Source organism: Luedemannella flava (genome assembly GCF_039528515.1).
Taxonomy (GTDB): Bacteria; Actinomycetota; Actinomycetes; order Mycobacteriales; family Micromonosporaceae; genus Luedemannella; species Luedemannella flava.
The window spans coordinates 1-23,431 of record NZ_BAAALT010000051.1 but is presented as its reverse complement, the minus strand read 5'-3'; the positions used below and the strand labels follow the sequence as shown (position 1 = coordinate 23,431).

Annotated in this window: 15 protein-coding genes; 7 read left to right on the top strand and 8 right to left on the bottom strand. The window is 72.4% G+C overall.

What is annotated here, in order from left to right; genetic code table 11:
- On the bottom strand, positions 1–1,982 hold a 1,982-nt coding region (locus tag ABD211_RS10080), incomplete at its 3' end, for a glycosyltransferase family 2 protein (protein ID WP_344128644.1).
- Between the two features lie 271 nt (positions 1,983–2,253).
- Positions 2,254–4,191 carry a radical copper oxidase GlxA gene (gene glxA / locus ABD211_RS10075; protein ID WP_344128642.1) on the bottom strand — a complete coding sequence of 646 codons (1,938 nt, stop codon included), beginning with the start codon at positions 4,189–4,191 and terminating at the stop codon, positions 2,254–2,256.
- A 331-nt stretch (positions 4,192–4,522) separates the two neighbouring features.
- Here glxA and secA point away from each other — a divergent pair, with 331 nt between their 5' ends.
- Positions 4,523–7,387 carry a preprotein translocase subunit SecA gene (gene secA, locus ABD211_RS10070; protein ID WP_344128640.1) on the top strand — a complete coding sequence of 955 codons (2,865 nt, stop codon included), beginning with the start codon at positions 4,523–4,525 and terminating at the stop codon, positions 7,385–7,387.
- A gap of 79 nt (positions 7,388–7,466) precedes the next feature.
- On the opposite strand, the gene ABD211_RS10065 is transcribed toward secA, so the two are convergent.
- Both ABD211_RS10065 and ABD211_RS10060 read right to left on the bottom strand, forming a co-directional pair.
- Entirely contained in the window at positions 7,467–8,303 is an 837-nt protein-coding gene (locus tag ABD211_RS10065) for an Rv3235 family protein (RefSeq protein WP_344128638.1), read from the bottom strand.
- Between the two features lie 351 nt (positions 8,304–8,654).
- The gene (locus ABD211_RS10060; protein ID WP_344128636.1) at positions 8,655–8,879 is read right to left on the bottom strand and encodes a helix-turn-helix domain-containing protein; all 225 of its coding nucleotides are present in this window, start codon (positions 8,877–8,879) and stop codon (positions 8,655–8,657) included.
- Positions 8,880–8,951: 72 nt separating this feature from the next.
- Here ABD211_RS10060 and ABD211_RS10055 point away from each other — a divergent pair, with 72 nt between their 5' ends.
- Positions 8,952–9,470: a DUF6912 family protein gene (locus ABD211_RS10055; RefSeq protein WP_344128634.1), complete on the top strand. Its 519-nt coding sequence runs from the start codon at positions 8,952–8,954 to the stop codon at positions 9,468–9,470.
- Here ABD211_RS10055 and ABD211_RS10050 read toward each other — a convergent pair.
- On the bottom strand, positions 9,449–10,408 hold the full coding sequence (locus ABD211_RS10050) for a hypothetical protein (protein ID WP_344128632.1): 960 nt from the start codon (positions 10,406–10,408) through the stop codon (positions 9,449–9,451). The two genes, ABD211_RS10055 and ABD211_RS10050, sit on opposite strands and share 22 nt — an antisense overlap.
- A 194-nt stretch (positions 10,409–10,602) precedes the next feature.
- Here ABD211_RS10050 and pruA point away from each other — a divergent pair, with 194 nt between their 5' ends.
- Positions 10,603–12,231, top strand: a complete 1,629-nt coding sequence (pruA, locus tag ABD211_RS10045) for an L-glutamate gamma-semialdehyde dehydrogenase (RefSeq protein ID WP_344128630.1) — start codon at positions 10,603–10,605, stop codon at positions 12,229–12,231.
- 368 nt (positions 12,232–12,599) lie between these two features.
- Positions 12,600–13,376 carry a cellulose binding domain-containing protein gene (locus ABD211_RS10040; protein ID WP_344128628.1) on the top strand — a complete coding sequence of 259 codons (777 nt, stop codon included), beginning with the start codon at positions 12,600–12,602 and terminating at the stop codon, positions 13,374–13,376.
- Between the two features lie 91 nt (positions 13,377–13,467).
- Here ABD211_RS10040 and ABD211_RS10035 read toward each other — a convergent pair whose 3' ends face one another.
- Together ABD211_RS10035 and ABD211_RS10030 are read right to left on the bottom strand one after the other, a co-directional pair.
- Entirely contained in the window at positions 13,468–14,478 is a 1,011-nt protein-coding gene (locus ABD211_RS10035; RefSeq protein WP_344128626.1) for a hypothetical protein, read from the bottom strand.
- A gap of 42 nt (positions 14,479–14,520) precedes the next feature.
- The gene (locus ABD211_RS10030) at positions 14,521–14,847 is read right to left on the bottom strand and encodes a PadR family transcriptional regulator (protein WP_344128648.1); all 327 of its coding nucleotides are present in this window, start codon (positions 14,845–14,847) and stop codon (positions 14,521–14,523) included.
- 555 nt (positions 14,848–15,402) lie between these two features.
- Between ABD211_RS10030 and ABD211_RS10025 the strand changes: the two genes are divergently transcribed.
- The 3 genes from ABD211_RS10025 to ABD211_RS10015 all read left to right on the top strand — a co-directional run bounded on the left by ABD211_RS10025 (position 15,403) and on the right by ABD211_RS10015 (position 22,138).
- Complete coding sequence (locus tag ABD211_RS10025; protein ID WP_425560390.1) at positions 15,403–20,049, top strand: AAA domain-containing protein; 4,647 nt, start codon at positions 15,403–15,405, stop codon at positions 20,047–20,049.
- Positions 20,050–20,147: 98 nt separating this feature from the next.
- The gene (locus ABD211_RS10020; protein WP_344128624.1) at positions 20,148–20,792 is read left to right on the top strand and encodes a hypothetical protein; all 645 of its coding nucleotides are present in this window, start codon (positions 20,148–20,150) and stop codon (positions 20,790–20,792) included.
- Positions 20,793–20,896: 104 nt separating this feature from the next.
- Positions 20,897–22,138 carry an ion channel protein gene (locus ABD211_RS10015; RefSeq protein ID WP_344128622.1) on the top strand — a complete coding sequence of 414 codons (1,242 nt, stop codon included), beginning with the start codon at positions 20,897–20,899 and terminating at the stop codon, positions 22,136–22,138.
- Here the strand turns inward: ABD211_RS10015 and ABD211_RS10010 are convergent.
- Positions 22,135–23,431, bottom strand: a 1,297-nt coding sequence (locus tag ABD211_RS10010; RefSeq protein WP_344128620.1) for a helicase-associated domain-containing protein, incomplete at its 5' end; no start/stop codon positions are given. The two genes, ABD211_RS10015 and ABD211_RS10010, sit on opposite strands and share 4 nt — an antisense overlap.

Here is a 23,431-nt window from a genome sequence, read left to right as displayed (position 1 = left end):
GGCCGCTGCCCGGGCGTGCCGAGGTTGGCTGACGTCACGAGCATCACCGGGTCGGTGCCGCCGGTCGTGCCGACCGCCACGGCGCTCGGCACCCCCAGGCCGGCGGGGGCGGCCGCGGCGGAGGCGAGCGCCGGCGGGGCGCCGGTGGGCAGCTCGAAGTGCGGCTGGCCGAACGCGGGGATCTCGAACGAGGAGGTGTCCAGGCCGGGCAGATCGTCGTCGAGCGCATCGGCGGGGGCCGGCGTCGCGGCCTGTGCCTGCCTCGCGAGTCGCTTGTTCCGGAGGAACTCCATGCGCCACAGTAACAAGGGCGCGAGGCAGATGAGCAGGTTCACCGAGGGCCATACCGTGACGGCGACATCGGCGTGACCCCGGTACACCGCGACGGCGAGGGCGGCCGTGAGCAGGGCGGCCCACTGCAGATGCCGGCGGAAGACCCAGATGCTGTCGCGGCTGCGTGACGTGCCCTTGGGGGTGACCACGAAGCGGGCCGGGCGGAACAGCAGCGTCGCGATCAGCTGCGACGAGTAGATCGGCGCCGAGATCACCGACATGAGCATGCCCCCCAGCCCGGTGGACCCCGCCACCTCGTACGGGCTGACGTTGTGGCGCCGTGCGCTCACGTACAGCCAGAGCTGGAAGATGGTGGCGTCGGTGTACAGGGCGAGCCAGACCGACGGGGAGACGGTGGGGCCGTGCGCGCCGACGGCGAGGTAGAGCACCGCGTTGATGCCGCCGAGCAGCCAGCCGAGCGCCATCGACGGGTAGAACGTGGTGATCAGGCTGTAATGCAGTAGCTGACCGGGGGTGAACCGCCATACGCGGCGCCAGTACATCCTGGTGAGGATCTCGAATGTGCCGCGCGACCAGCGCATCTGTTGGCCGAAGTAGTCGCGCCACGACTCCGGCCCCTCGCCGGCGGCCAGGACGTCGGGCGTGTAGATCGACTTCCAGCGCCTGCGGGTGGCCGGGTTGCGGGACGTGTGGATCCGGATGCCGGTGGCCATGTCCTCGGTGATGGAGTCGCTGAGCCCGCCGACGCCGCGCAGCGCCGAGATCCGGATCGCGTTGTTCGTGCCGACGAGCATCGCCGCGTGGTACCGGTTGGCGGCCCGCTGGATGATGCCGTGGAAGGGGAACTGCTGCGACTCGGCGCCCCTGGTCACGTACGCCGTGCTGTTCCGGTAGCACTGTGGACCCACGACGTAGGCCACGTCGGGGTCGCGGAAGTAGCCGAGGACGCGCTCGACGAAGTTGGGCAGCGGCACGTGGTCGGGGTCGACGGACAGGAACACGTCGTACCCGTCGCCGTGCGCGTCGAGCCACGCGTTGTAGTTGCCGTGCTTGGTCCGTGCCCGGAAGGGGCCCTTGCGGGTGTTGTACCGCTCGATGCCCCTGCGGCTGAAGTGCCGCACGCCGAGCTCCGCGCAGACCGCGATGACGTCGGGGTCGTTACCCTCGTCGAGCAGCCAGACGTCGAGCTGGCCGGCGTAGTCGATGCGGCGGGCGGCACGCAACGTCTCCGCGACCACGGCGATCGGTTCCCTGCTGGGCACGATCGTGGTGAGGAACGCGAGCCGCAGCGACGGGTCGGGGCGCACCGGGACCGGGTCGCGCGCGAGCACCGAGGCGATGGCCAGCGAGACGGTGTTGACCAGCCGGAACAGCTCCATGATCGCGATGGCCACGATGACGAAGATGTTCGTCCACACGAGCCATGCGGCGCCGGCGAAGCTCGGGTAGTGCTCCGGGCTGAGCAGCCAGCGGACAAAGATCACTTCGATCGTGATGGTGAGCAGCGCGATGACGATCCGCTTGATCAGCCCGCCGACGCCGTCGGTGCGGGTGAGGCTCCGGAACCGCACCCGGTACGGCCCGGTGGGCGCCGGCTCGACACGCCCGGTGAGCTGACTGTAGGCCTCCAGGTCGCCGGGCGTGCGGCGAATGGCGCGGCCCCGCGCCGGCGGCACGGCGGACGCCATGACCCTCCTATTGTCAATTCCGAGCCATGTGCGTTCACGGAACGCGAATGAAGCTAACCGGGGGGTGTTATTCCCGTCCAGATCGACGGCCGGTTAAGGCGTGCTCACTCCACCGTTATGACCAGCAGGAATGGAAGTCGGAAATAGTTCCCGCGTATGTTGACGGTTTTCTGACACCGCTGGTCGGGCCATGCGCGCGTCTTTTGAATGTGACGAGTAGTCGGCCGTGAATGGAATTACCGCATGACGCGTGCGAAACGGCGGCGTCCGACTAGCCGATCTGCACCCACCGCGCCACCGACGGCACGCCGCGCTTGTCGGTGACGAACAGCAGGTAGGGGCCCGGCGGCACGATCGTGGGCTCCTTCGGGATGGTGAGCGTGACGCCGGTGGCCGTCGGCGTCATCTCCACCGCCACGGAGCGCTGCTCGACGTCGGTGACGTGGGTGCTCGCCCCGGGCCGCAGCAGCCGCGCCCTGACCAGTTGGGACGGGTCGGAGGTGGTGAACGCGCCCGTGGCGCCCCAGGTCAGCTTCAGCGGCCCGTCGTTGATCGCGGGCCGCGCGCCGCCCTGGTAGAGGTAGGCCGGGGTGAAGACCTCCAGACGCTGCTCGAACGGCGCGGTCTGAGAGTCGAGCTTGTCCGTGAACAGCGGGTTGGAGCCGACCGTGATGACCCGCCCGTCGGGCAGCAGCAGCCCCGCCGCGTGGTAGTCGCGGCCCACGGTCGGGTCGGCCGCGTACGACAGGGTGTTGGTGTCCGGGTGGTAGATGCGCGCGTTGTGGTTGTCGCTGGCGCCGCGGCCCCGGTAGCCCTTCGACCCGTTCGTGATGAGCGTCGTGTCGTCCGGCAGGGTGACGAGGATCGGGTACCGCGCGGCCTGGGGCAGGCTCGGGCCGGGCATGAAGCGCGGCGTGGCCTCGTCGAGGTCGACGACGTCGATGCGCGCGGTCGACTTGGGTGAGTCGCCGACCCCGCCCCCGCCGACGACGATCATCTTCTGGTCCTGCACCGGGCCGACCCATGCCGACCCGCTGGTCTCCAGCATGTCGGCGTCGCGCAGTCCCGGCACCAGCGTCAGCTTGTTGGTCCTCAGATCCCAGAAGCCCGGGTCGCGTCCCTGGTCGGCGGGGCCGTAGCCGGAGTTGGAGCCCGAGTAGAACAGCACCCCGGGCTTCGCGGTCTGAAAAATCGCGGGGTACGTCGGGAAGTACTGTTCAAGATCCTTACGGACGACCCACTTCTTCGTCCTCGGGTCGTACACCTCGCTGATGCCGGGCACGACCCGGCCCGCCCCGTCGAGGCCGGACACCGCGATGATCCTGCCGTCGGACAGCCCGGTCAGCGTCGGGTGCCACCGTTGCTCGGCCATGTCGCCGACCCGCTCGTACCGCTCGGTGACCGGGTTGAACTCGTAGGACTCGCGCCGGCCCTGGAAGTCCTGCCTGTCCAGGGTCATCTTCTCGTTGAGGCCGTAGATGTTCTCCCGGTCCAGCCCGGCCAGGCCGGTGATCTTGTAGTTGCCCCGGACCGCGGTGACCCCGCCCGGCCCCTCCTCGGTCGACTCGACCCAGGTCGAGGTGGTCGAGGCGGTGACCTTGGCGCCGCCCCTGATCTTGACCTTGGTGGCCGGCTGGACCGTGAACTCCGCGGTGGCGACGTACTTCCTGCCCGCCGGGGAGACGAACTCGGTGCCCTTGGGGAAGACCCGGGGGGCGCCGCCGGGCGCCCCGTTCTTCACCACCATGAGGCCGGCGGCCTTCGTGACCTGCGGCTCGAGCACCTCGTAGCGGAGCGTGCCCCCGGCGACGAGGAGCTTGCCGTCGGGCAGGAAGGCGTGCCCGGCGCAGAAGAGGTCGGTCGGCGTCGGCACGAGCTTCGTGCGGCCGGTCGACGGGTCGTGGACGAGCGTCCTGAACGTGCCGGCGGCGAACTGCCGCGTGTCGTTGCCCGACCCGGCGATGAGCAGGATCCGGCCGGAGGGCAGCAGCGCCGCGTGGATGGCGTTGACCCGCATGTCGGGCGGGAGCTCGATGACGTCCCAGTGGCCGAAGCGCGACTTGTAGCCGTTGCTGTTGATCAATTTGTCACGCATGTAGTCGGAGACATAGGACCAGGCCGGCGGCGTGTTGGCGCCAAGAATGACCGTGACGGCCAGTACCCCCATGAAAAACCGCCTGCGGCGCAGGCCGCGCGGCATTTCCTTCATGACGCCTCCTCGACGCCAAGGAGAATAAGGCACCGAAAATAGGTGGTCGGCTTTCATGGCGTGACGACGCGACGGGCAGCCGCCGCGTCGACCCGCGAACGTGATTCCCGCCACATCCGGGTGGGTCGGGGACCTGCCTGACCGGGGCGGACGCCCGGGCTGTACTGGCGACTACCGGACAGCGGCGCTGCCCACATGCTGGGCGATTTGCGGCAATGGTGCGCGCGGGGTGGGCGCGGGGGGCGGTGCCGGCACGGCAGCGCCTACGATGGTCGACGCAGGTATGTCTGTCCTCCGGCTTTCACCGGCAGGGCCGTAGGGAGCGCTGACCGTGTCGATTCTGGAAAAGATCCTTAACGCCGGCGAGGGCCGGACGGTGCGTCGTCTGAAGGCGATCGCCGAGGCCGTCAACTCGATCGCCGACCACTACACCGACTTGTCGGACGATGAGCTGCGGGACATGACCGACGCCTTCCGCGAGCGGTACGCCGAGGGCGAGACCCTCGACGACCTGCTGCCGGAGGCGTTCGCCGTCGCCCGGGAGGCGGCCAGCCGGGTGCTCGGCCAGCGGCCGTACGACGTCCAGGTCATGGGCGGGGCGGCGCTGCACTTCGGCAACATCGCCGAGATGAAGACCGGCGAGGGCAAGACGCTGACCTGCGTCATGCCGGCCTACCTCAACGCCCTCGCGGGCAAGGGCGTGCACGTGGTCACGGTGAACGACTACCTGGCCCAGCGCGACGCCGAGTGGATGGGCCAGGTGCACCGCTTCCTCGGCCTGAACGTGGGCGTGATCCTGCCCAACCAGAAGCCTGAGCAGCACCGCGCGGCCTACCAGGCCGACATCACGTACGGCACCAACAACGAGTTCGGCTTCGACTACCTGCGCGACAACATGGCGTGGTCGAAGGACGAGCTGGTGCAGCGCGGCCACTTCTTCGCCGTCGTCGACGAGGTCGACTCGATCCTCATCGACGAGGCCCGTACGCCGCTGATCATCTCCGGCCCGGCCGAGCAGTCGGCCCGCTGGTACGGCGAGTTCGCCAAGGTCGTCGCGCGGCTCTCCGCCGGCACGGACGGCGAGGGCGACTACGAGGTCGACATCTCCAAGCGCACCGTCGCCGTCACCGAGCGCGGCGTCGCCCGCGTCGAGGACTGGCTGGGCATCGACAACCTCTACGAGTCGGTCAACACCCCGCTCGTCGGTTACCTGAACAACGCGCTCAAGGCCAAGGAGCTGTTCAAGCGCGACAAGGACTACATCGTCAACGACGGCGAGGTCCTCATCGTCGACGAGTTCACCGGCCGCATCCTCTACGGCCGCCGGTACAACGAGGGCATGCACCAGGCCATCGAGGCGAAGGAAGGAGTGGAGATCAAGCAGGAGAACCAGACCCTCGCGACGATCACCCTCCAGAACTACTTCCGCCTGTACGAGAAGCTCGGCGGCATGACCGGTACGGCGCAGACCGAGGCGGCCGAGTTCCAGAAGGTCTACAACGTCGGCGTGGTGTCGATCCCGACCCACCGCCCGATGGTCCGCCAGGACAAGTCCGACGTGATCTACAAGTCCGAGAAGGCCAAGTTCAACGCGGTCGTCGAGGACATCGTCGAGCGGCACGCCAAGGGCCAGCCGGTGCTCGTCGGCACGGTCAGCGTCGAGAACTCCGAGATCCTCTCGCAGATGCTGCGCCGGCGCGGCATCCCGCACTCGGTCCTCAACGCGAAGTACCACGCCAAGGAGGCCGAGATCGTGGCGCAGGCCGGCCGCAAGGGCGCGGTCACGGTCGCCACGAACATGGCCGGCCGCGGCACGGACATCCTGCTCGGCGGCAACCCGGAATTCCTGGCCGCGGCGGAGCTGCGGGCCCGCGGGCTCGACCCCGAGGAGAGCCCCGACGAGTACGCCGCGGCCTGGGAGGATGTCCTCCCGCGCTGGAAGAAGCAGTGCGACGAGGAGGCCGAGGAGGTCGTCGACGCCGGCGGCCTGTACGTGCTGGGCACGGAGCGGCACGAGTCGCGGCGCATCGACAACCAGCTGCGCGGTCGGTCCGGGCGCCAGGGCGACCCCGGCGAGTCCCGGTTCTACCTGTCGCTGCAGGACGAGCTGATGAAGCGGTTCCGCGCGGGCGCCGTGCAGGCGGTCATGGACCGGCTCAACATGCCCGAGGACCTGCCCATCGAGTCCAAGATGGTGTCCCGCCAGATCAAGTCGGCGCAGACCCAGATCGAGGCCCAGAACGCCGAGATCCGCAAGGACGTCCTCAAGTACGACGAGGTGCTCAACAAGCAGCGCCAGGTGATCTACGCCGAGCGCGCCCGCGTGCTCGCCGGCGAGGACCTGCACGACCAGGTCGACAACATGATCGACGACACGGTCAAGGCGTACGTGCAGGGCGCCACCGCCGAGGGTTACGCCGAGGACTGGGACCTGGAGCAGCTCTGGACGAGCCTCAAGCAGCTCTACCCGGTGGGCGTGTCCATTGAGGACCTGGAGGAGGAGGCCGGCAGCCGGGCCGGCATGGACGCTGACTTCCTCACGGTGCGGCTCACGGAGGACGCGCACGCCGCCTACGCGGCCCGCGAGGAGGAGATCGGCTCCGAGCCGCTGCGCGAGCTCGAGCGGCAGGTGCTGCTCGCGGTCATCGACCGCAAGTGGCGCGAGCACCTCTACGAGATGGACTACCTCAAGGACGGCGTCGGCCTGCGCGCGTACGCCCAGCGTGACCCGCTGGTGGAATACCAGCGCGAGGGCTTCGACATGTTCGCCCAGATGCTCGAGGGCATCAAGGAGGAGGCCGTCGGCTTCCTGTTCAACATCGAGGTCCAGGTCGAGGACCAGGGCGCGCCCGAGGCCCCGGGCGGCATCGGCTCCCAGCAGCCGGTCGAGATCCGCGCCAAGGGTCTCGGCGGCAAGGGCCGCGGCCAGCAGCCGCTGTCGTACTCGTCGCCGACCATCGACGGCGAGGCCGGAGCCGGCGGCGTGGTCGTCGAGCAGTCGGCGCCCGCGCTGGGCATCGGCGCCCAGGGCCCGGCCCGACCGAACCGCGGCCCGGCATCCGCGACCGCGGCCGGCAACAAGCAGCCCTCGGCCGGCCAGGCCGTCGGCTCGGGACCATCGCGCAACGCCCCCTGCTACTGCGGGTCGGGCAAGAAGTACAAGCGCTGCCACGGCGCGCCGGGCGGCGGCGCCTGACGCACCTCCGCTTGGGTCTGGAACCCGGAGCGCCCGCCGGCCCCTGTGCCGCCGGGCGCTCCGGGCGTTCATGGGCCGGTTAGAGCACGTGTAGGTGCGTGCACGTCCAGCGCTCGTCGTGGCGTTCCAGCCGCAGGGTCATCGCCCGGGTGCGCTGACGGCGCTCCAGCAGGACCACGACCTCGGCCACCCCGACCACCGGCTCCCCGATGTGCACCCGCCGGACCGTCGGCCGGCCGATCGGCGCGACCTGCCCCTGCCGCGGCGCCCGCGGCGGCGCCCCGGTAGCGGCCCGCGTGGTGACCGGCGTCCTGGGCGAGGCCGACGTTCTGGTGACTGTCGGCGTTCCCGTGGCGGACGTTCGGCCGGTGACCGGGGTCCGCGCCGAGGGCGGGGCGCCGGTGGTGGTCGCGTCGGGGTGCGCGGCCAGCATCGTCAGCGCCTGGGCGATCTCGGCGTACGTCTCCGGTGCGCACAGCGCCCGCAGTTGGGTCGCCGGTCGGTAGCCGCCGATCACCTCGACGCACGCGCCGACGAACCGGTGCACCGCGAGCCTGCCGCCGGCCTCCGTCGCCCGGCCGGCGCCGGTGGCCGGCACCGCGCTGCTTGCTCGCGCAACGCCGGCTCCCGCGCCGCGTGCCGGCGCGGTCCGCGCCCCCGCCGCGCCGGCCGGTCGACCCGCGGCGGTCAGGCGTTCGGCGGTAGGTCGTTCGGCGGCGGTTGCCGGAGCCGTGCCGGTGGTCGGGAAGGGCAGCGTCGGCGCCAGGTCGTGGCGGATCAGGTGGGGCTCCGCGCCGGCGCGCGCCCACTCTTCGTCGGTCGGCGGCTCCAGCGGAGGCACTGGCAGGACCCGGATCGGTGGCCGCGGCTGGGACGTCGCGCGCTCCGACGGACGTACTCGCAGGGTGGCGGTCATGGCGGCCTCCTCGGATCCGGCAATCCTTGCGTTTGCCTTCGTTTGCCTTCGCGAGACCAAGTGTGACGGCACGCATCGATGAACGCAAGAAGCTTCTGTTTGCTTGCGTTTGCCTGTGGAAAACGTGAGCCGCGATGGCCGAGGTCCGCTCGGTGGGCCACCTCGCGCGCCAAAGGTGAGCTTCTGGCGGGCTGAGCACCGCAGCTGCCACCACAGGTGAGCTTTTGGCGGGGCTAGGCTGCTCGCGCGTCGCCAGATGTGAGCTTTTGGCGAGCGGCCCGGTGGCCGTGATCTCGCTAAAGGTGGGCCTTTCGCGGCGGGCCGGGCGGTGGTGTGGCGGGTGGCTGCGGGTCAGTCGTCGCGGTCGATGAGGGGGTTCGTGCGGACCCACTCCGCCGTTTCGGAGTACTTGCCCTCGATATAGGCCTCGAGGCGGGCGCGCTCGATGCGCCACTGCCCCCGACCGCCGACTTTGATAGCGGGAAGTTCGCCACTGCGTACCATGTGGTAGACCTGCGAGAGGGAGACGGCGAGTTCGTCGGCGACGTCCTGCATGGTCAGGAACCGGGCGGTCATCGCGGCGTCTCCAAGGGTCGGTGGCAGCCTCAGTTTGCCACTGGAAGCCTGCGATTAACCACTGGAGCGCGCGTGACGTCGAGCCTCATCCGCGTGTACCTGCCGGCCACGATGCCGGCCCTCGCCGAGCTGCGGGACAAGGGGGCGGCCTGGCTTCCCGACGGCATCCTGGCGCACGCCGTCACGCCCGGCCTGCGCGAGTGGTACGCCGAGGGCGACGAGGAGGAGCTGGAGTACGTCGCCTTCACCCACGCCGCGCAGGAGGCGCTCGTGCTCCTGCAGCGCGACCCGGCGGCGCCCCGCCGCCGCGTGGTGATCTCGGCGGACCTGCCGGCTGCCGAGGCGCCGTCCGCGAGCCGGGAGCTCGGGGAGAGCGGCGTGCGGCTGGCCGGCGAGGTCCCGCTGTCGGCCATCGCGGCGATCCACGTCGACACGGAGGAGGCCGAGGCGGACGTGCGCCAGGCGGCCGCCGTGGTGCACATCGCCGCGCTCGGCGACGCCGACGCCCAGTTCACCGTCGACGGCGCCGAGGACCACGAACTCGCCTGGTACGACCCGTCCGAGCTGGATCAGCTGCTCGACGGCTCCTGACCGTCGGCGTCCGCCTCCGCGTCGGAGTCGGCCGGCTTCAGCGTGCGGCCGTGCAGCACCATGGCGACGATCGCCCCGAGGAAGCCCACCACCAGGGCGAAGTTGATGCGGTTCTCGCCGAGGTAGCTGATCGCGAACGCGTCCCAGTCGGAGAAGCCGCTGGCGGCCCGGAGCAACTGGGCGCCGCCGACGCGGGTGATGACCTCCGCGACGACGTAGAGCAGGCCCGGCGCCGCGCCGGCGGCCAGGTACGCGGGCCAGCGGGCGCCGGTCCGGCGCAGGTACACGTACGCCGTGACGCCGGCGGCCAGGCCGCCCACCATGGCCGAGGTGAACGAGAACCAGCCGGCGGCCGCGCTCTGCGAGCCGACGGTGTCGCCCGCGCCGAACAGGGACTTCAACGGCGACTGGAAGATGGTCAGCACCGCGTTGCTGAGGAAGACGAGCAGCAGGCCGGCGACGCCGGCGGCCGCGATGACGGCCGGCACGGCGGCCTGCGCGCCGGCGATGAGGCCGGCCGCCGCCGTCGTGATCGCCAGGCCCCGCACCGCCGAGCCGGAGCCGTACGCCCCCAGGATCACGACGGCCGCCGCGAACCCGACGAGCAGGCCGGCGCCGGCGGTCACCGCCACCCGGCGGCCGATCCGGGCCACGAGCCCGTCCGGCGCCGCGGCCCAGTCGGCCAGACGGAGGGCGGCCACCAGGCCGGCGGCGGCGCCGGAGACGAGGGCCGCGGTGATCACGCCGGGTAGCGCGAGGGCCACGGAGCTGATGGCCACGGCGGGGTCGCTGAGGTTGCGGGCGATCGAGGCGTGCGCCGCCCACATCTCGCGCGCCAGCCACAGCAGGCTCAGGACGAGCACGATGAGGCCGCCCGGGGTGCGTACTCGTGCCCCAGGGGCTTCGGTGTCCGGCGTGGCGAGGCCAGATTGGGTCATGTCGGTCTCCTTGTCGCGGTCCGGCGAAATCCGACCGCCCGCGTGGGCTCACCCAGGGTACGCGGACGTGCGGGGCCGGCTGGGGCGGTGGTCACCCGCGTTAATGGTCTTGGAGTAGGCCCGGAACAGGCGTGCGAGTATGGGGGCGGGGCCACGGCAACGTCGCCGTGGACGTCGTGCTGAGGAGCCTTGAGATGGATGCTGTCTTTGCGGTGCCCGAGCCACGCAACGAGCCGGTGCGGCAGTACGCGCCGGGGTCCCCGGAGCGCGCCAGCCTCGAACGGCGCCTCGCGGAGCTCGCCGGGGAGCGGATCGAGCTCACGATGACGATCGATGGCAAGCAGCGCCCCGGCGGCGGTGACGCGATTGACGTCGTCCAGCCGCACAAGCACGCGCACGTGCTCGGCGTCACCCACAATGCGACCAACGACGATGTGGCGGCTGCGGTCGCGGCCGCGAAGGCGGCGGCTCCCGGTTGGCGCGCCCTGCCGTACGAGGAGCGGGCCGCGGTCTTCCTGCGCGCCGCCGAACTCCTCGCTGGTCCGTGGCGTGACACCCTGAACGCGGCCACCATGCTGGGCCAGTCGAAGACCGCCTACCAGGCCGAAATCGACTCCGCCTGCGAGCTCATCGACTTCCTGCGGTTCAATGTCCACTTTGGTGACCGGATCCGGCGCGACCAGCCCATCTCGTCGCCGGGCATCTGGAACCGGTTCGACCACAGGCCCCTTGAGGGCTTCGTCGTGGCGATCACGCCGTTCAACTTCACCGCGATCGCCGGCAACCTGCCGATGTCGCCCGCGCTCATGGGCGTACCGGTGGTGTGGAAGCCGTCGGTCACCCAGCAGTTCGGTGCGCACCAGATCATGCGGCTGTTCGAGGCGGCCGGCCTGCCGCCCGGCGTCATCAACATGGTGACCGGCGACGGCCACGCGGTCAGCGCCGTGGCGCTCACCGACCCGGACTTCGCGGGCCTGCACTTCACCGGCTCGACGGCCACGTTCCAGCTGCTGTGGCAGACGATCGCGCAGAACGTGGCGTGGTACAGGTCGTACCCGCGCATCGTGGGCGAGACCGGCGGCAAGGACTTCGTCATCGCGCACAGCAGCGCCGACGTGGACGCCCTGCACACCGCGCTGATCCGCGGCGCCTTCGAGTACCAGGGCCAGAAGTGCTCGGCGGCGTCGCGCGCGTACATCCCGCGGTCGCTGTGGGAGGGCGGCCTGCGGGACCGGCTCGCGGCCACGGCCGATTCCCTGTCGTACGGCGACGTGACGGATCTGTCCAATTTCGGCGGTGCGGTCATCGACCAGCGCGCGTTCGACAAGCACGCCGCCGCGCTCGACCGCATCAAGCAGGCGGAGTCGTGCACCGTCGTCGCGGGCGGCACGGCCGACGACACCGAGGGCTGGTTCGTCCGCCCCACGGTCGTCGAGTCGACCGACCCGACCCACGAGGTCTTCTGCACGGAGTACTTCGGGCCGATCCTCGGCGTGCACGTCTTCGAGGACCGCGAGTTCGAGAGCGCCGTCAAGCAGGCGGAGTCCGTCTCGCCGTACGCGCTCACCGGCGCGATCTTCGCCCGCGACCGGAAGGTCGTCGACTGGGCGGCCGACGCGCTGCGGTACGCGGCCGGCAACTTCTACATCAACGACAAGCCCACGGGCGCGGTCGTCGGGCAGCAGCCGTTCGGCGGCGCGCGGGCCAGCGGCACCAACGACAAGGCCGGGTCGGCCCACAACCTGCTGCGCTGGGTCTCGCCGCGCGCCATCAAGGAGACGTTCGACGCGCCGACGGACCACACGTACCCCCATATGGGTTGAGGCGGTCCGTCGGCGGTCGCTGTCCGCTTACGGGCAACGCTTGTCGAGAGACTGTTGATGTACTTCCCGACGTTGGTGTTGCCGGCGCGGTCGAAGTCGCCGGTGGCGTGGGCCGCGCTGGCCGGGTTCAGGCCGTAGCGCGACTCCCAGGTGTCGGGCATGCCGTCGCGGTCCGTGTCGGTCGGCGCGGGGACGAGGCACGTTGACAACCGTGAATCGATAACGCTACGCCCCTAGATCAATACGGCTGGTAACGCAGTGTCTGCGCGTGATTGACCGAATGTGCGCATGGTCTCGGTCGGTCTCCCGGCTCATCGCGCACGCATGTAAAGATCTGCATCAACTGACTAGTTGTGGAGGAGCCAGATATGCGCAGGCGGTGGGCCGCGCGGGGGATCGCGGTGATGGCGGGCCTTGTCCTGGTTCTCGGTGCGGGGGCGACCGCGCAGGCGGCGGATCCGACCGCGACGCCGATTCCGTCACCACCGGTGACTGACGCGCCGGCCACGACTCCGGTGACGTCCCGGCCGGTGTCGACGACGTGCGCGCTCCCGCCCGTCTCCGGGTCGGTGACCGGTGCGACCGCCACGACGCTCACCTTCTCGGTCAGCGTGTCGCTGGCGTGCGGCTTCCACCCCGCGTCGGTGGCGCTGTTCGGCAGCTTCCAGGACGCCCAGATGGGCCAGAACCAGCGGGGCGGCGCCACCGCCTACACCGCGGCGGAAGCCGCCGCGCTGACCGTCACGGGCCTGACCCCCGCCACGCTGTACTGGTACCGCTTCTCGGGCGGCGGCTCGTCCTTCTCCTCGCTGGTCATGGGCCCGGTGTATACGCAGGCCAAGCCGCAGTGCACGGCGACCTACCAGCTCGACGGCTCGTGGGAGGGCGGCTTCGTCGCCCGGATCAGCGTGCGCAACGTCAGCGGGAGCCCGACCACCGGGTGGCGGGTCGGCTGGAACTGGCCGGGCGGCCAGTCGATCACGTCGGCGTGGAGTGCCACCGTGAGCAGCGGCGCTGCCAGCGTCGCGGCCACGAACGCCGACTACAACGGCGCCCTGACCGTCGACGGGAACACGGCGTTCGGCTTCCTCGGCCAGGGTGCGGCGCCGACGGCACTGACGCTGACCTGCTCCGTGACGGCCTGACCGCCGCCGCTTACGGCCAGCCTGCCCGCGTCAGGGCGCCACAGCTATGGAATCCGCCCCTTCATAACCAGGCTGTGGCGCCATAACGCGATCAGCTCGTGGCGACCTCGGCGGCGCGGTGGCGGTGGGGGATGGCGGCGAGGGTCAGGGCGAGCAGCGCCGTCATGGCGCCGGCGTAGAAGAACAGCGTGAATATCGGCCAGCCCACCCACTCCCACATCGGGTGCCAGCGCAGGTGGCGTTCGGTGGCGTGGTGCTCGATCCTCCCCGCGAACTGCCACGCGGCGGGCAGCCACCACATGACCAGCGTGACGCCGAACAACAGACTGGTCGCCATGCGCAGCGCGAGGTGCCGGTGCTCGGTGCGCCGGCTGGCCCAGCCCAGCACCAGCCATCCGACGAGCGCGCCGAGCAGGCCGGCGACCAGCCCGGCGGGATAGACGGTCCAGGGCGTGGTCCGGGTCACCGCCATGACCAGGTACGTCCCGGCCGGTCCATCCGGTGTTTCCGCGAGCAGTTCGAGGATCACGTCGCCCCGCTCGGCGACGATCCGGGCCCCGGTGTCCGGTGTGGACGGCCGCACGGTCCAACCGGCCGCGCTCAGCCGCTCGCGCGTGGTCGCCAGGATCTGTTCCTGCGGCGCCGGGGCCGGATAGCTGCGGGACGCGTTGGCGGCATCGTTCACGACCAGGTTAGTGATGTGGCCCTGACGCAGCGGTTCGCCGTCGAAGATGGTCAGGGCCACGCCGTTGACCCCGTCGGACCAGAAGCTATTGATGATCGATTCCGGTTCGTCACGATCGGCCAGTGCCCACGCGACGCGCGTCCCCCCAGCCGCCGCGAACAGCCCACAGATCACCGCCGCCGCGAGGGCCCAGACCACTACCCACCGGCTCGCGGGCCGGCCGAGCCGGGCGCGCATCCCGTGCGTGACCAGGTTGACCGCCTCGCGCGCCGTTGGCCGTCGCCGGTCGGCCGGCGCCATGTCCAGCAGCGTGCCGACGATCTCCTCGCCGCGGTCCCGCCGGTACGCGTTCGGGTAGACGAAGAGCAGCCGCCGGTAGCGTGCGGCGAGCTGCGCCTGGGGCCTGACGCTGGACATGCGGATCCCTTCGGATGGTGGCCGGTGCCGGATGAGTGGGGGTCAGGCGGTGCGGGGTCGGGGGCGCGCGGCGCGCAGCCGCCTCTCGGCGACGGTGGCGAGTTGGCGCAGGCGGGCGGTCTCGGCGTCGAGTGCGGTGAGCCCGGCGCCGGTGAGCCGGTAGCTGCGGCGCAGCCGGCCGTCGACGACCTCCTCGGCGTGGAGCTCGACGAGTCCTTGGCCGGTCAGCCGGTCGAGCGCGGTGTAGAGCGTGCCGGGCAGGAGGGTCACGCGGCCAGCGGAGAGGTCCGCGACCTCGCGGAGGATCGCGTAGCCGTGCCGTGGCCCGTCGGCCAGCGCGGTGAGGATCAGGAACGTCGGCTCACGCATCTCAGTCACACGGGCAATATATATTTACGATCAATCTATTGCAACCGAATCGCGGTGCGCGGCAAGGTGTGGAGATCGGTGTTCGTGGGTAGGACCCGCGACAGCCGCGCGAGTGATCGGTTCACCCGAAGCGCTTTCTCATGTGCCACCGCGCAATCCGGTTACATCCCGGTACCCGAAACTCCGATCAACACCCTGGAGCGGGCCGGATCTCGCCAGGGCGCGTTACCGTCGGAGCGGGCGGGAGTCCGCGCCGCCCCCCGAGGGAGGACCCCGTGCCGTCGACCCGATCCCGCGACCGCGAGTTGGTCGCCACCACGAGCAACCTTGTCGAGTTCCTGCGCGACGTGGCGCAGGCGCGCCGGCGTCGGGTGCTCGACGTGGCCGAGCACGAGACGGTGCTGTGGCTCGCCGACCTGCCCGCCGAGGTGATCCTCGACCGGGACGCGGGCGCGGGCGAGGCGCTGTTCGCCGTGCCGCGCGTGCGCGCCGAGGCGCCCCCGCCGCTCCCGCCGGAACTCGACGGCTGGGTCGACGCCGCCGCGGTCAAGGNGCGTGCGCGCCGAGGCGCCCCCGCCGCTCCCGCCGGAACTCGACGGCTGGGTCGACGCCGCCGCGGTCAAGGACTCGACGGCGGCCGAGCCGCGGCTGACGCCGCCGGGCGGCGCGCCGTCGCCGAGAACGCCGCAGGCCGCGCTCGTCGCGGCGACGCCGCGTACCGGCCTGCCCGTCGTCACGCCGCGCCCGGACACCGCTGACGCGACGCGCGTGATCGGCACCGCGTCGGTCGACGCGACCCTCGTCCTGCCGCGCGCCGAGGACGGGCCGCGCGCCGAGGACGGGCCGCGCGTGCCGCAGGAGATTCTCGACGCGTACGCGGTCTGGCTGCCCGACTGGCTCGCCTGGGCCGCCCGCGACCGGGCCACCGCGAAGATGCGCGAGTGGTACCAGGCGCTCGCCTCCGCCGCGCACCTGCAGAGCCAGCAGGAGGACCAGTACGAGACCGTGCTCGGGGCCGGCCTGCTCACCTGGTCGGGCGCCGGCGTCAGCGTGCGCAACCACATCCTGGCCACCCGCGTGCGCGTCGTGGTCGACGCGGAGCGCGACGAGGCCCGCGTCATCCTCGACGCCGAGGCCACGACCCGCGTGCAGGACCGCGAGCTCCTCGACGGCGTCGCGCAGTTCCACCCGGCCCGGGTGGAGCAGGTGCACGAGCAGGTCCGCGAGGGCGCCCTGGTCGCGCCGCTCGTCGACGCCGAGGGCCTGATGAAGATCTGGGCCGAGCGCGCGCTGGACGACGCCACCCCGTTCGACGCGAGCTGGACCCCGTCGACCACGAAGGATCAGGCGGGAGTGCGGCTCGCGCCCGCGATCGTGCTGCGCCGGCGCGAGCGCGCGAGCCTCATCGGTTACTACGACGCCATGCTGCAGGCGCTCTCCGGCCCGCAGGCCCAGTCGCCGCTGGGCCTGGCCCAGCTCGTCACGTCGATGGAGGCCGCCGAGCGGCTGGACTGGCTGCGCGACAAGGGCGAGGACCCCGACGCCACGAGGGTCCTCGACGCCGACGGCGTGCCGGACGTGCGGCCCGACGTGCTCGGCGTCGACCCGCTGTTCCCCTTGCCGGCCAACCCGGAGCAGCTGCGCATCATGGAGCGGCTGCAGACCAACAACGGCGTGGTCGTGCAGGGCCCGCCCGGCACCGGCAAGACGCACACCATCGCCAACCTCATCTCGGCGCTGCTCGCCGACGGCCAGCGCGTCCTGGTCACCAGTCAGAAACCCCAAGCTCTGCGGGTACTCCGGGACAAACTGCCGGCCGAGGTCGCCAAGCTGTGCGTGAGCGTCACCGACCTGGGCGGCGCCGGCTCGGTCGAGCTGGAGGGCAGCGTCAAGGCGATGGCGAACCGGTACGCCGGCTTCGACCCGCAGGCCCACCAGCTGCAGGAGGAGCGGGCCGCCCAGCGCCGCGCCGACCTCGCCGACCGGGTCGACCGGCTCACCGACGACATCCGGGTGCTGCGCGAGGCGGAGCTGACCCGCCACCCCGAGGTCGCCCCCGGGTACTCGGGCACGCTCGGCGAGATCGCGCAGAAGCTGCGCCGCGACGCCGCGCGCCACGACTGGATGCCGGTGCCCGGCGCCGGGGTCGTGGACCTGGAGACGACGCTCGTCCTGGACGACGCGGCGCTGGCCGAGCCGGCCCTGACCGTTACCGAGGCGGCCGAGCTGCTGCGCCTGCTCGCGGCCGAGACGCCCCGCCGGATGGCCCGGCGCCGGCAGCGACCCGTGGACGTGTCGACCTACCCCGTCGGCGACGAGGTGCGCGCCATGATGGCCGCCGAGTCGGCCGCGCACGAGGCGGCCGCCCGCGAGTCGACCGAGGTGTCCCGGCAGCTCGACGGCTGCGACGCGGCCACGCTGCACGCGCTGCGCGCCGCCGTGGACACCGCCCGCCGGGCGTCGGCGGACCTCGGCCTCGACGCCGACGTGACCACCTGGCCCCCGCAGGACTGGGCCGTCCGCGCGATCGCCGACGGGCTCGCCGGCCGCGACGGCACGGTGTGGGGTCAACTCGCCGCCGGCCGGCCCCGGATCGCCGACGCCGAGCAGGCGATCGCCATGATCGGGTTCCGGGAGGTCGCCATCGCGGCGGCCGCGCCCGGCACGGCCGCCGCGCGCTACGAGGTCGTCGCGAAGCTGCGCGACCACCTCGCCGCCGGCAACAGGCTGCGCGGTGGTCTGCTCAAGCCGGGCGTGCAACGCGACGCCGAGGACGTCCTCGACCACGCCAGGGTCGACGGCGCGCCCGTCGACACGGCCGAGCGCGTGCACGTCGTCGCGGCCGCCCTGCAGGCACAGGCCACCGTCGAGGCGCTGGCACGAGGCTGGGCGATGGTCGGCGTGCGCTTCGGCGGCCCGGACGGCGCGCCGGTCGGGGGCGCCGGCCACGGTCTGCCGGCCGCGGCCGAGCCGATCCAGCGGCAGGTGGCACGGCTGGTGGAGACCTACCAGCGGCTCGCCCACGTGCAGCGGTTCCTGGCCGCCGTCGGTGACGTGCGGCGGGCGCTGGAGGCCGCCCGAGCCTGGCTGCCGCTGACCGACCTGGGCGACTGGTGGGAGCTGGTCGACGCGCTCGACGCCGTCCGCCTGCGGGTCGAGGCCGAGCAGGCCACGGCCCGCCTCGGGGCGCTCGCCGAGCGGATGACCCTCGACGCCCGCGGCGGCGCCACGCCGGCGGACGCGCCGACGACGGTCGGCCGCGGTGAGGCGCCGCCGGAGCTGGTCCGGGCCGCGAACGCGCTCGTGGGCCGCGACGCCGAGGCGTACTCCCAGGCTCTCGCGGAGCTCGCGCTCGCGCCGGGTGAGCGGGCCGACCAGCTCGCGTGCGATGCCCTGCGGTCGCGGCTGGAGAGCGCCCACCCGGCGCTCGCCGCCGCCATGGCGGCGGCGCCGAGCGACCCCGCGTGGCCGACCCGGCTGTCCGGCTGGGACGCGGCGTGGGCGTGGGCCGCGGCGGCGTCGTTCTTCCAGGGGCAGCGCCAGCCCGGGCGCGAGCAGGAGCTGGAGGCGGAGTTGGCCGACGCGGTGACCCGGCTGCGGCAGGAGACCGCGACGCTGGCGGCGCTGCGCGCCTGGGGCCACTGCCTGCGGCGGATGACCGCGCACCAGGCGCAGGCGCTGCAGGCCTACGAGCAGCACATGCGGGCGGTGGGCAAGGGCACCGGGCGGTACGCGCAGCGCTACCGGTCGCGGGCCCGGGAGGCGATGCGGGAGGCGCGCGACGCCGTGCCGGCCTGGGTGATGCCGCTCGACCTGGTGCTGGAGACGCTGCCGCCGGTGCGCGACTCGTTCGACGTGGTGATCGTGGACGAGGCGAGCCAGGCGTCGCTGGAGGACCTGTTCCTGTTGTGGCTCGCGCCGCGGGTGATCGTGGTCGGCGACGACAAGCAGTGCGCGCCGTCGCAGGTGCGCCTCGGCGAGCTGGAGCCGATCTTCGGCAAGCTGCACTCGTACCTGCCGGACCTGCCGGGCTACCTGCGTGACGCGTTCACGCCGAAGTCGAGCCTGTTCGACCTGTTGCGGACGCGGTTCGGGGCGGTCATCCCGCTGCGCGAGCACTTCCGCTGCATGCCGGAGATCATCGAGTACTCGTCGCGGCAGTTCTACGCGGACGAGCCGCTGGTGCCGCTGCGGCAGTTCGGTGGCGACCGGCTGCCGCCGCTGCGGGCGGTCTTCGTTCCTTCAGCCACCACCGAGGGCACGGCGACGCGGCTGCGTAACCCGGCCGAGGCCGAGGCGATCGTGTCGCAGATCGAGGCGTGCGTGGCCGACCCGGCGTACGCGGGGAAGTCCATCGGCGTCGTCGTCCTGCAGGGCACGGGGCAGGTGCAGCTCATCCATTCGCTGCTGCTGGAGCGGTTGGAGCCGAAGGAGTGGGAGGACCGGCGGCTGCGCGTGGGTACGCCGCCCGACTTCCAGGGCGACGAGCGCGACGTGGTGTTCCTGTCGCTGGTGATCGCCGAGAAGCGGCAGGCGCTGACGGGCACCGAGTGGCAGCGGCGGTTCAACGTGGCCGCGTCGCGGGCCAAGGACCAGGCGTGGCTGTTCCACTCCGTGGGGCTGGCCGACATGTCGCTGGCCGACCTGCGGCACTCCCTGCTGTCCTATGTGCTCAATCCGCCGCCGGCGCTGGGCGGCACCGTGCTCGCGGACGTCACGGCCGACGAGCCGCACCCGGCGTTCGGGTCGCTCATCGAGCAGCAGGTGTTCCTGCGGATCCGGGAGCGGGGCTACCACGTCACCCCGCAGGTGGAGGTCAACGGCCGGTACGTCGACCTGGTGGTGACGGGTGCGCGCGGGCGCCTCGCGGTCGAGGTGGACGGGGCGCACTGGACCGGCACGCCCGAGCAGCGCGAGGCGGACCTGGACCGGGAGCGGGAGCTCAAGCGGGCCGGGTGGCGCTTCTGGCGGGTCCGGGAGAGCGAGTTCCGGTACGACCCGCAGGCCGCGCTGGACGGGCTCTGGGAGACGCTGGACCGGCTCGACATCCGGCCCTTCGACGCTTCGGAGACGGCGCCGGCGGCGACGGCGACCGTGTGGGAGCCGGCTCCGTTGTCCACTGTGGAAGGTGTCGACGGCCTCGAGTCGGGGAATCCGGACGAACTGGACGACGTGCGGCTCGTCACGACACGGGTGCTTTGATCTATCTCTGCTGGTGAGGATCACTGTGGAGGGGTGGGAAACTGTCGGTCGGGCGATTAGAATGGGTGTACTAATCCAGTGACGTGGAGGAGAGCGCCATGACCCCGGTGCGTACCCCGACCGACCTGCCGTACGCGACGCTGCTCGGCTTCACCCGCTACGTGGCGCGCACCGGCCCGACGAAGGCGACCTTCGTCGGCGGCCTGCGCAGGCAGCGCGCCAGCGGCGGCGGGTTCAACCCGCACGGCCAACTGGTCAAGGCACTCAAGGCCGACATCCAGTTCGGCACGGCCGGCCGGCATCTCGTCGAGGTCGTCGACCAGGTCAAGCCCCGGTGGCGCCCGCTCTACTCGGCGCTGTCCCAGGGCGCCCGGCGCTACCTCGACTCGCTCGGCGACCTCGCCGACGTGTCGCTCATGCCCACCCACGAGGCGCTCGCGATGGTCGACTCGTTGCCCGTCAAGATCAGTCCGCACTTCGGGCTGCGCCGCGCCGACGGCCAGCGCGAGGCCGTGCGCCTGCACTTCGACGAGGACCCGCCGACCCGCGAGGCCACCCTCGCCACGCTGCATCTCATGGCGTCCCACATGGAGCAGATCCTGCCGAACGCCGAGCCGGTCCTGGTCGACCTGCGCCGCGGCGAGGCCCACCGCGCCGGCAAGAGCGCCGGCACGCCTGAGGTGGGCCGCTGGCTGGCGGGCGAGGCCGCCGCCTTCGCCGCCATGTGGCGCGCCGCCGCATAGGTCCTGACGCGCGAAGAGGGGCCGGCTTGCCGGCCCCTCTTCGCGCGTCCCCGTTCGGCGCGAAGTCGCCGGGACCCGACCCGTGTTGGGGTATTAGTGGAGGAATGTCCGGTCCTGGGTGGTCGCGGCGGATGCTGGCGATCACGCCCGCCGCGATCGTGGTCGGTGTCGGGTGCAGTCTGCTGCTGCTCGTCGTGAGCTGGCTGTCCGAGACTTTGCGGCACGGGCTCTGGGAGTCGCTGCCGCGCGCCTGGGGGTTCGACGGGTCCACCTGGTGGTGGATCATGCTCGTCCTGACCGCCACCGGGCTCGCGGTGGGGCTCGTCGTGGCGTACGTGCCGGGGCACGCCGGGCCCGACCCCGCCACCGAGGAGCTGATCGGCCCGCCGCACCCGGCGTCCACGGTCCCCAGCGTCCTGCTCGCCGCGACGCTCGCGCTGGCGGGCGGCGTGAGCCTCGGCCCCGAGAACCCCATCACGGCCGCCAACGTCGCGCTCGCCTGCGCCCTCGGCGTCGCCTGGCGCGGGCGGGACAGCACGCCGGTGTGGGTCGGCCTCGCCGGGGCCGGGACGATCGGCGCCATGTTCGGCTCGCCGGTGGCGGCGGCCCTGGTGCTCTCGGAACTGCCGGGCACGGACCCCCGGGAGCCGCTGTGGGACCGGCTGTTCGCGCCGCTCATCGCGGCCTGCGCGGGGTCGATCACCACGCTGGCCCTGGCCCAGCCCGTGTTCTCGGTCGACGTACCGCCGTACCCGGGCTTCCGCCCCGTCGACATCGTCAGCGCCGGGGTGATCGCGGTGATCGCGGGGCTGGTGGGCATCGCCATGGTGGAGGTCTTCCCCAAGATGTACGGCCTGTTCCGCCGCCTCCGCCACCCGGTGGCCGCGCTGACCTGCGGCGGCCTCGTCCTCGGCGGGCTCGGCGTGATCGGCGGGCAGATCACGCTGTTCAAGGGTCTGAGCGAGATGAAGGAGCTGGTGGCCGGCGCCGCGGGGTACCCGACCGTGAACCTCGTGGTGATCCTGCTGGTGAAGTCCGTCGCCGTGGTGGTCGCCGCGAGCTGCGGCTTCCGGGGCGGGCGCATCTTCCCCGCGATCTTCATCGGGGCGGCCGTCGGGCTGGTCGCCGTGCGCCTGGTGCCGGGCGTCCCGCTCGGGCTGGCGATCGGGTGCGGGGTGCTCGGCGTCGTCCTCGCGATCACGCATCAGGGCTGGCTGAGCCTGCTCCTGGCGGCCACTGTGGTCATGGACGCGCGGCTGCTGTTGCCGCTGTGCATCGCCGTGCTGCCGGCGTGGCTGCTCATCCGGGGCCGTCCCGGCATGGTGATCGGGAAGATGACGGGCTAGGCCGGCGCCACCGAGGTGATCCGGCTCAGCGCGAAGACCCGCTCGGCGTCGCGCAGGTGGCACCACGCCTCCATGACGTGCCCGTCGATGGAGAGCGGCTCGACCACGCGCTGCGTCACGTCGCCCTCGGCGTCCCGGTACGTGATCTTGACGGCCTCCTCGGCGGTGAGCGCGTCGGCGAGCAGGTCGACCTCCTCCGGCGACAGGCGGGTCGCGTAGGTGCGGATGACCTCCAGCAGGACCGAGTACGCCGTCTCGTCGTCGACGTCGAGGTCCTCCAGGCCCGGGATGGGCCCGCCCTGAGCGGGCACCGTCGGCGGGCGGCGCACGCGGACCGGCTCCTCGTACGGCGGGCCGGCGAGCAGGGTCGCCGCCAGGCGCTCGGCGCTCGGCTCGTCCACGGCCCCGGTCGACGGTGCGTCGGCGCCGTCCGCGAGCCAGGCCAGCGGGCCCGCACGGCGCGGGGTGACCCGCTCCACGACGACGGCGCCGGTGGCGTCCTCGGCGGCGGGAGAGTACCCACCCGCGCGGAGCGCGGCCATGGTCTCGGCCGGGCCGACGGCGCTGGTGAGCACGGTGGGCGCGAGCTGGACGAGCCCCAGGGCGGCCAGCGACCGGGCCATGACCAGCTCCGCGAGCAGGGCGGTGTCGGGGCTGTGCAGGACGCAGCCGACGGCCCGTACGCGCACCTCGCCGTGCCGGCGGGCCGCGTCCGCGATCAGGTACGTCAGCGGCTGCGGCAGCGTGCCCGTGGCGCTGGCCGCCGTGAGCGCCGAGGCCAGGGCCCCACCGTCGAGCCCGGCGTCGAGCGCGCGGCGCACCGAGGCGGCCGAGAACCGCCACACCGACGCGGCGCCGCGCGACTCCCGGTCGGCGGCGGAGTCGAGCTGGTCGGCCAGCTCGCCCGCCGCGGCGCCGGGCACCACCACCGTGAGGTCGGCCTGGAACGTGGCCGTGGTCGTGGCCGCGCCGAGCAGGTCCCGCCCGGCGGCCCGCAGCGCCTCGGGGTCGTCCGCCACCAGGGCCGCGCCGAGCGGGGTGAGGGCGCCGTGGGCCACGATGCCGAGCGCGCCGGCCTCCTGCCAGCACGCGGCGGTGAACGCGTCGCCGTCGGGCAACAGGTCCATGACGGCCGGCACCTGCCAGCGCACGAGCCGGGCGACGTCGGCCGGGTCGGCCACGCCGGAGCCGGCCGGCAGGGCCGCCACGGACCGCAGCACCGCCTGCCGGAGCATCGCGAGCACGGTCCCGGTGGCGTCGCGCAGCAGGGCGGGTGTGCTGCCCGCGTCCGGG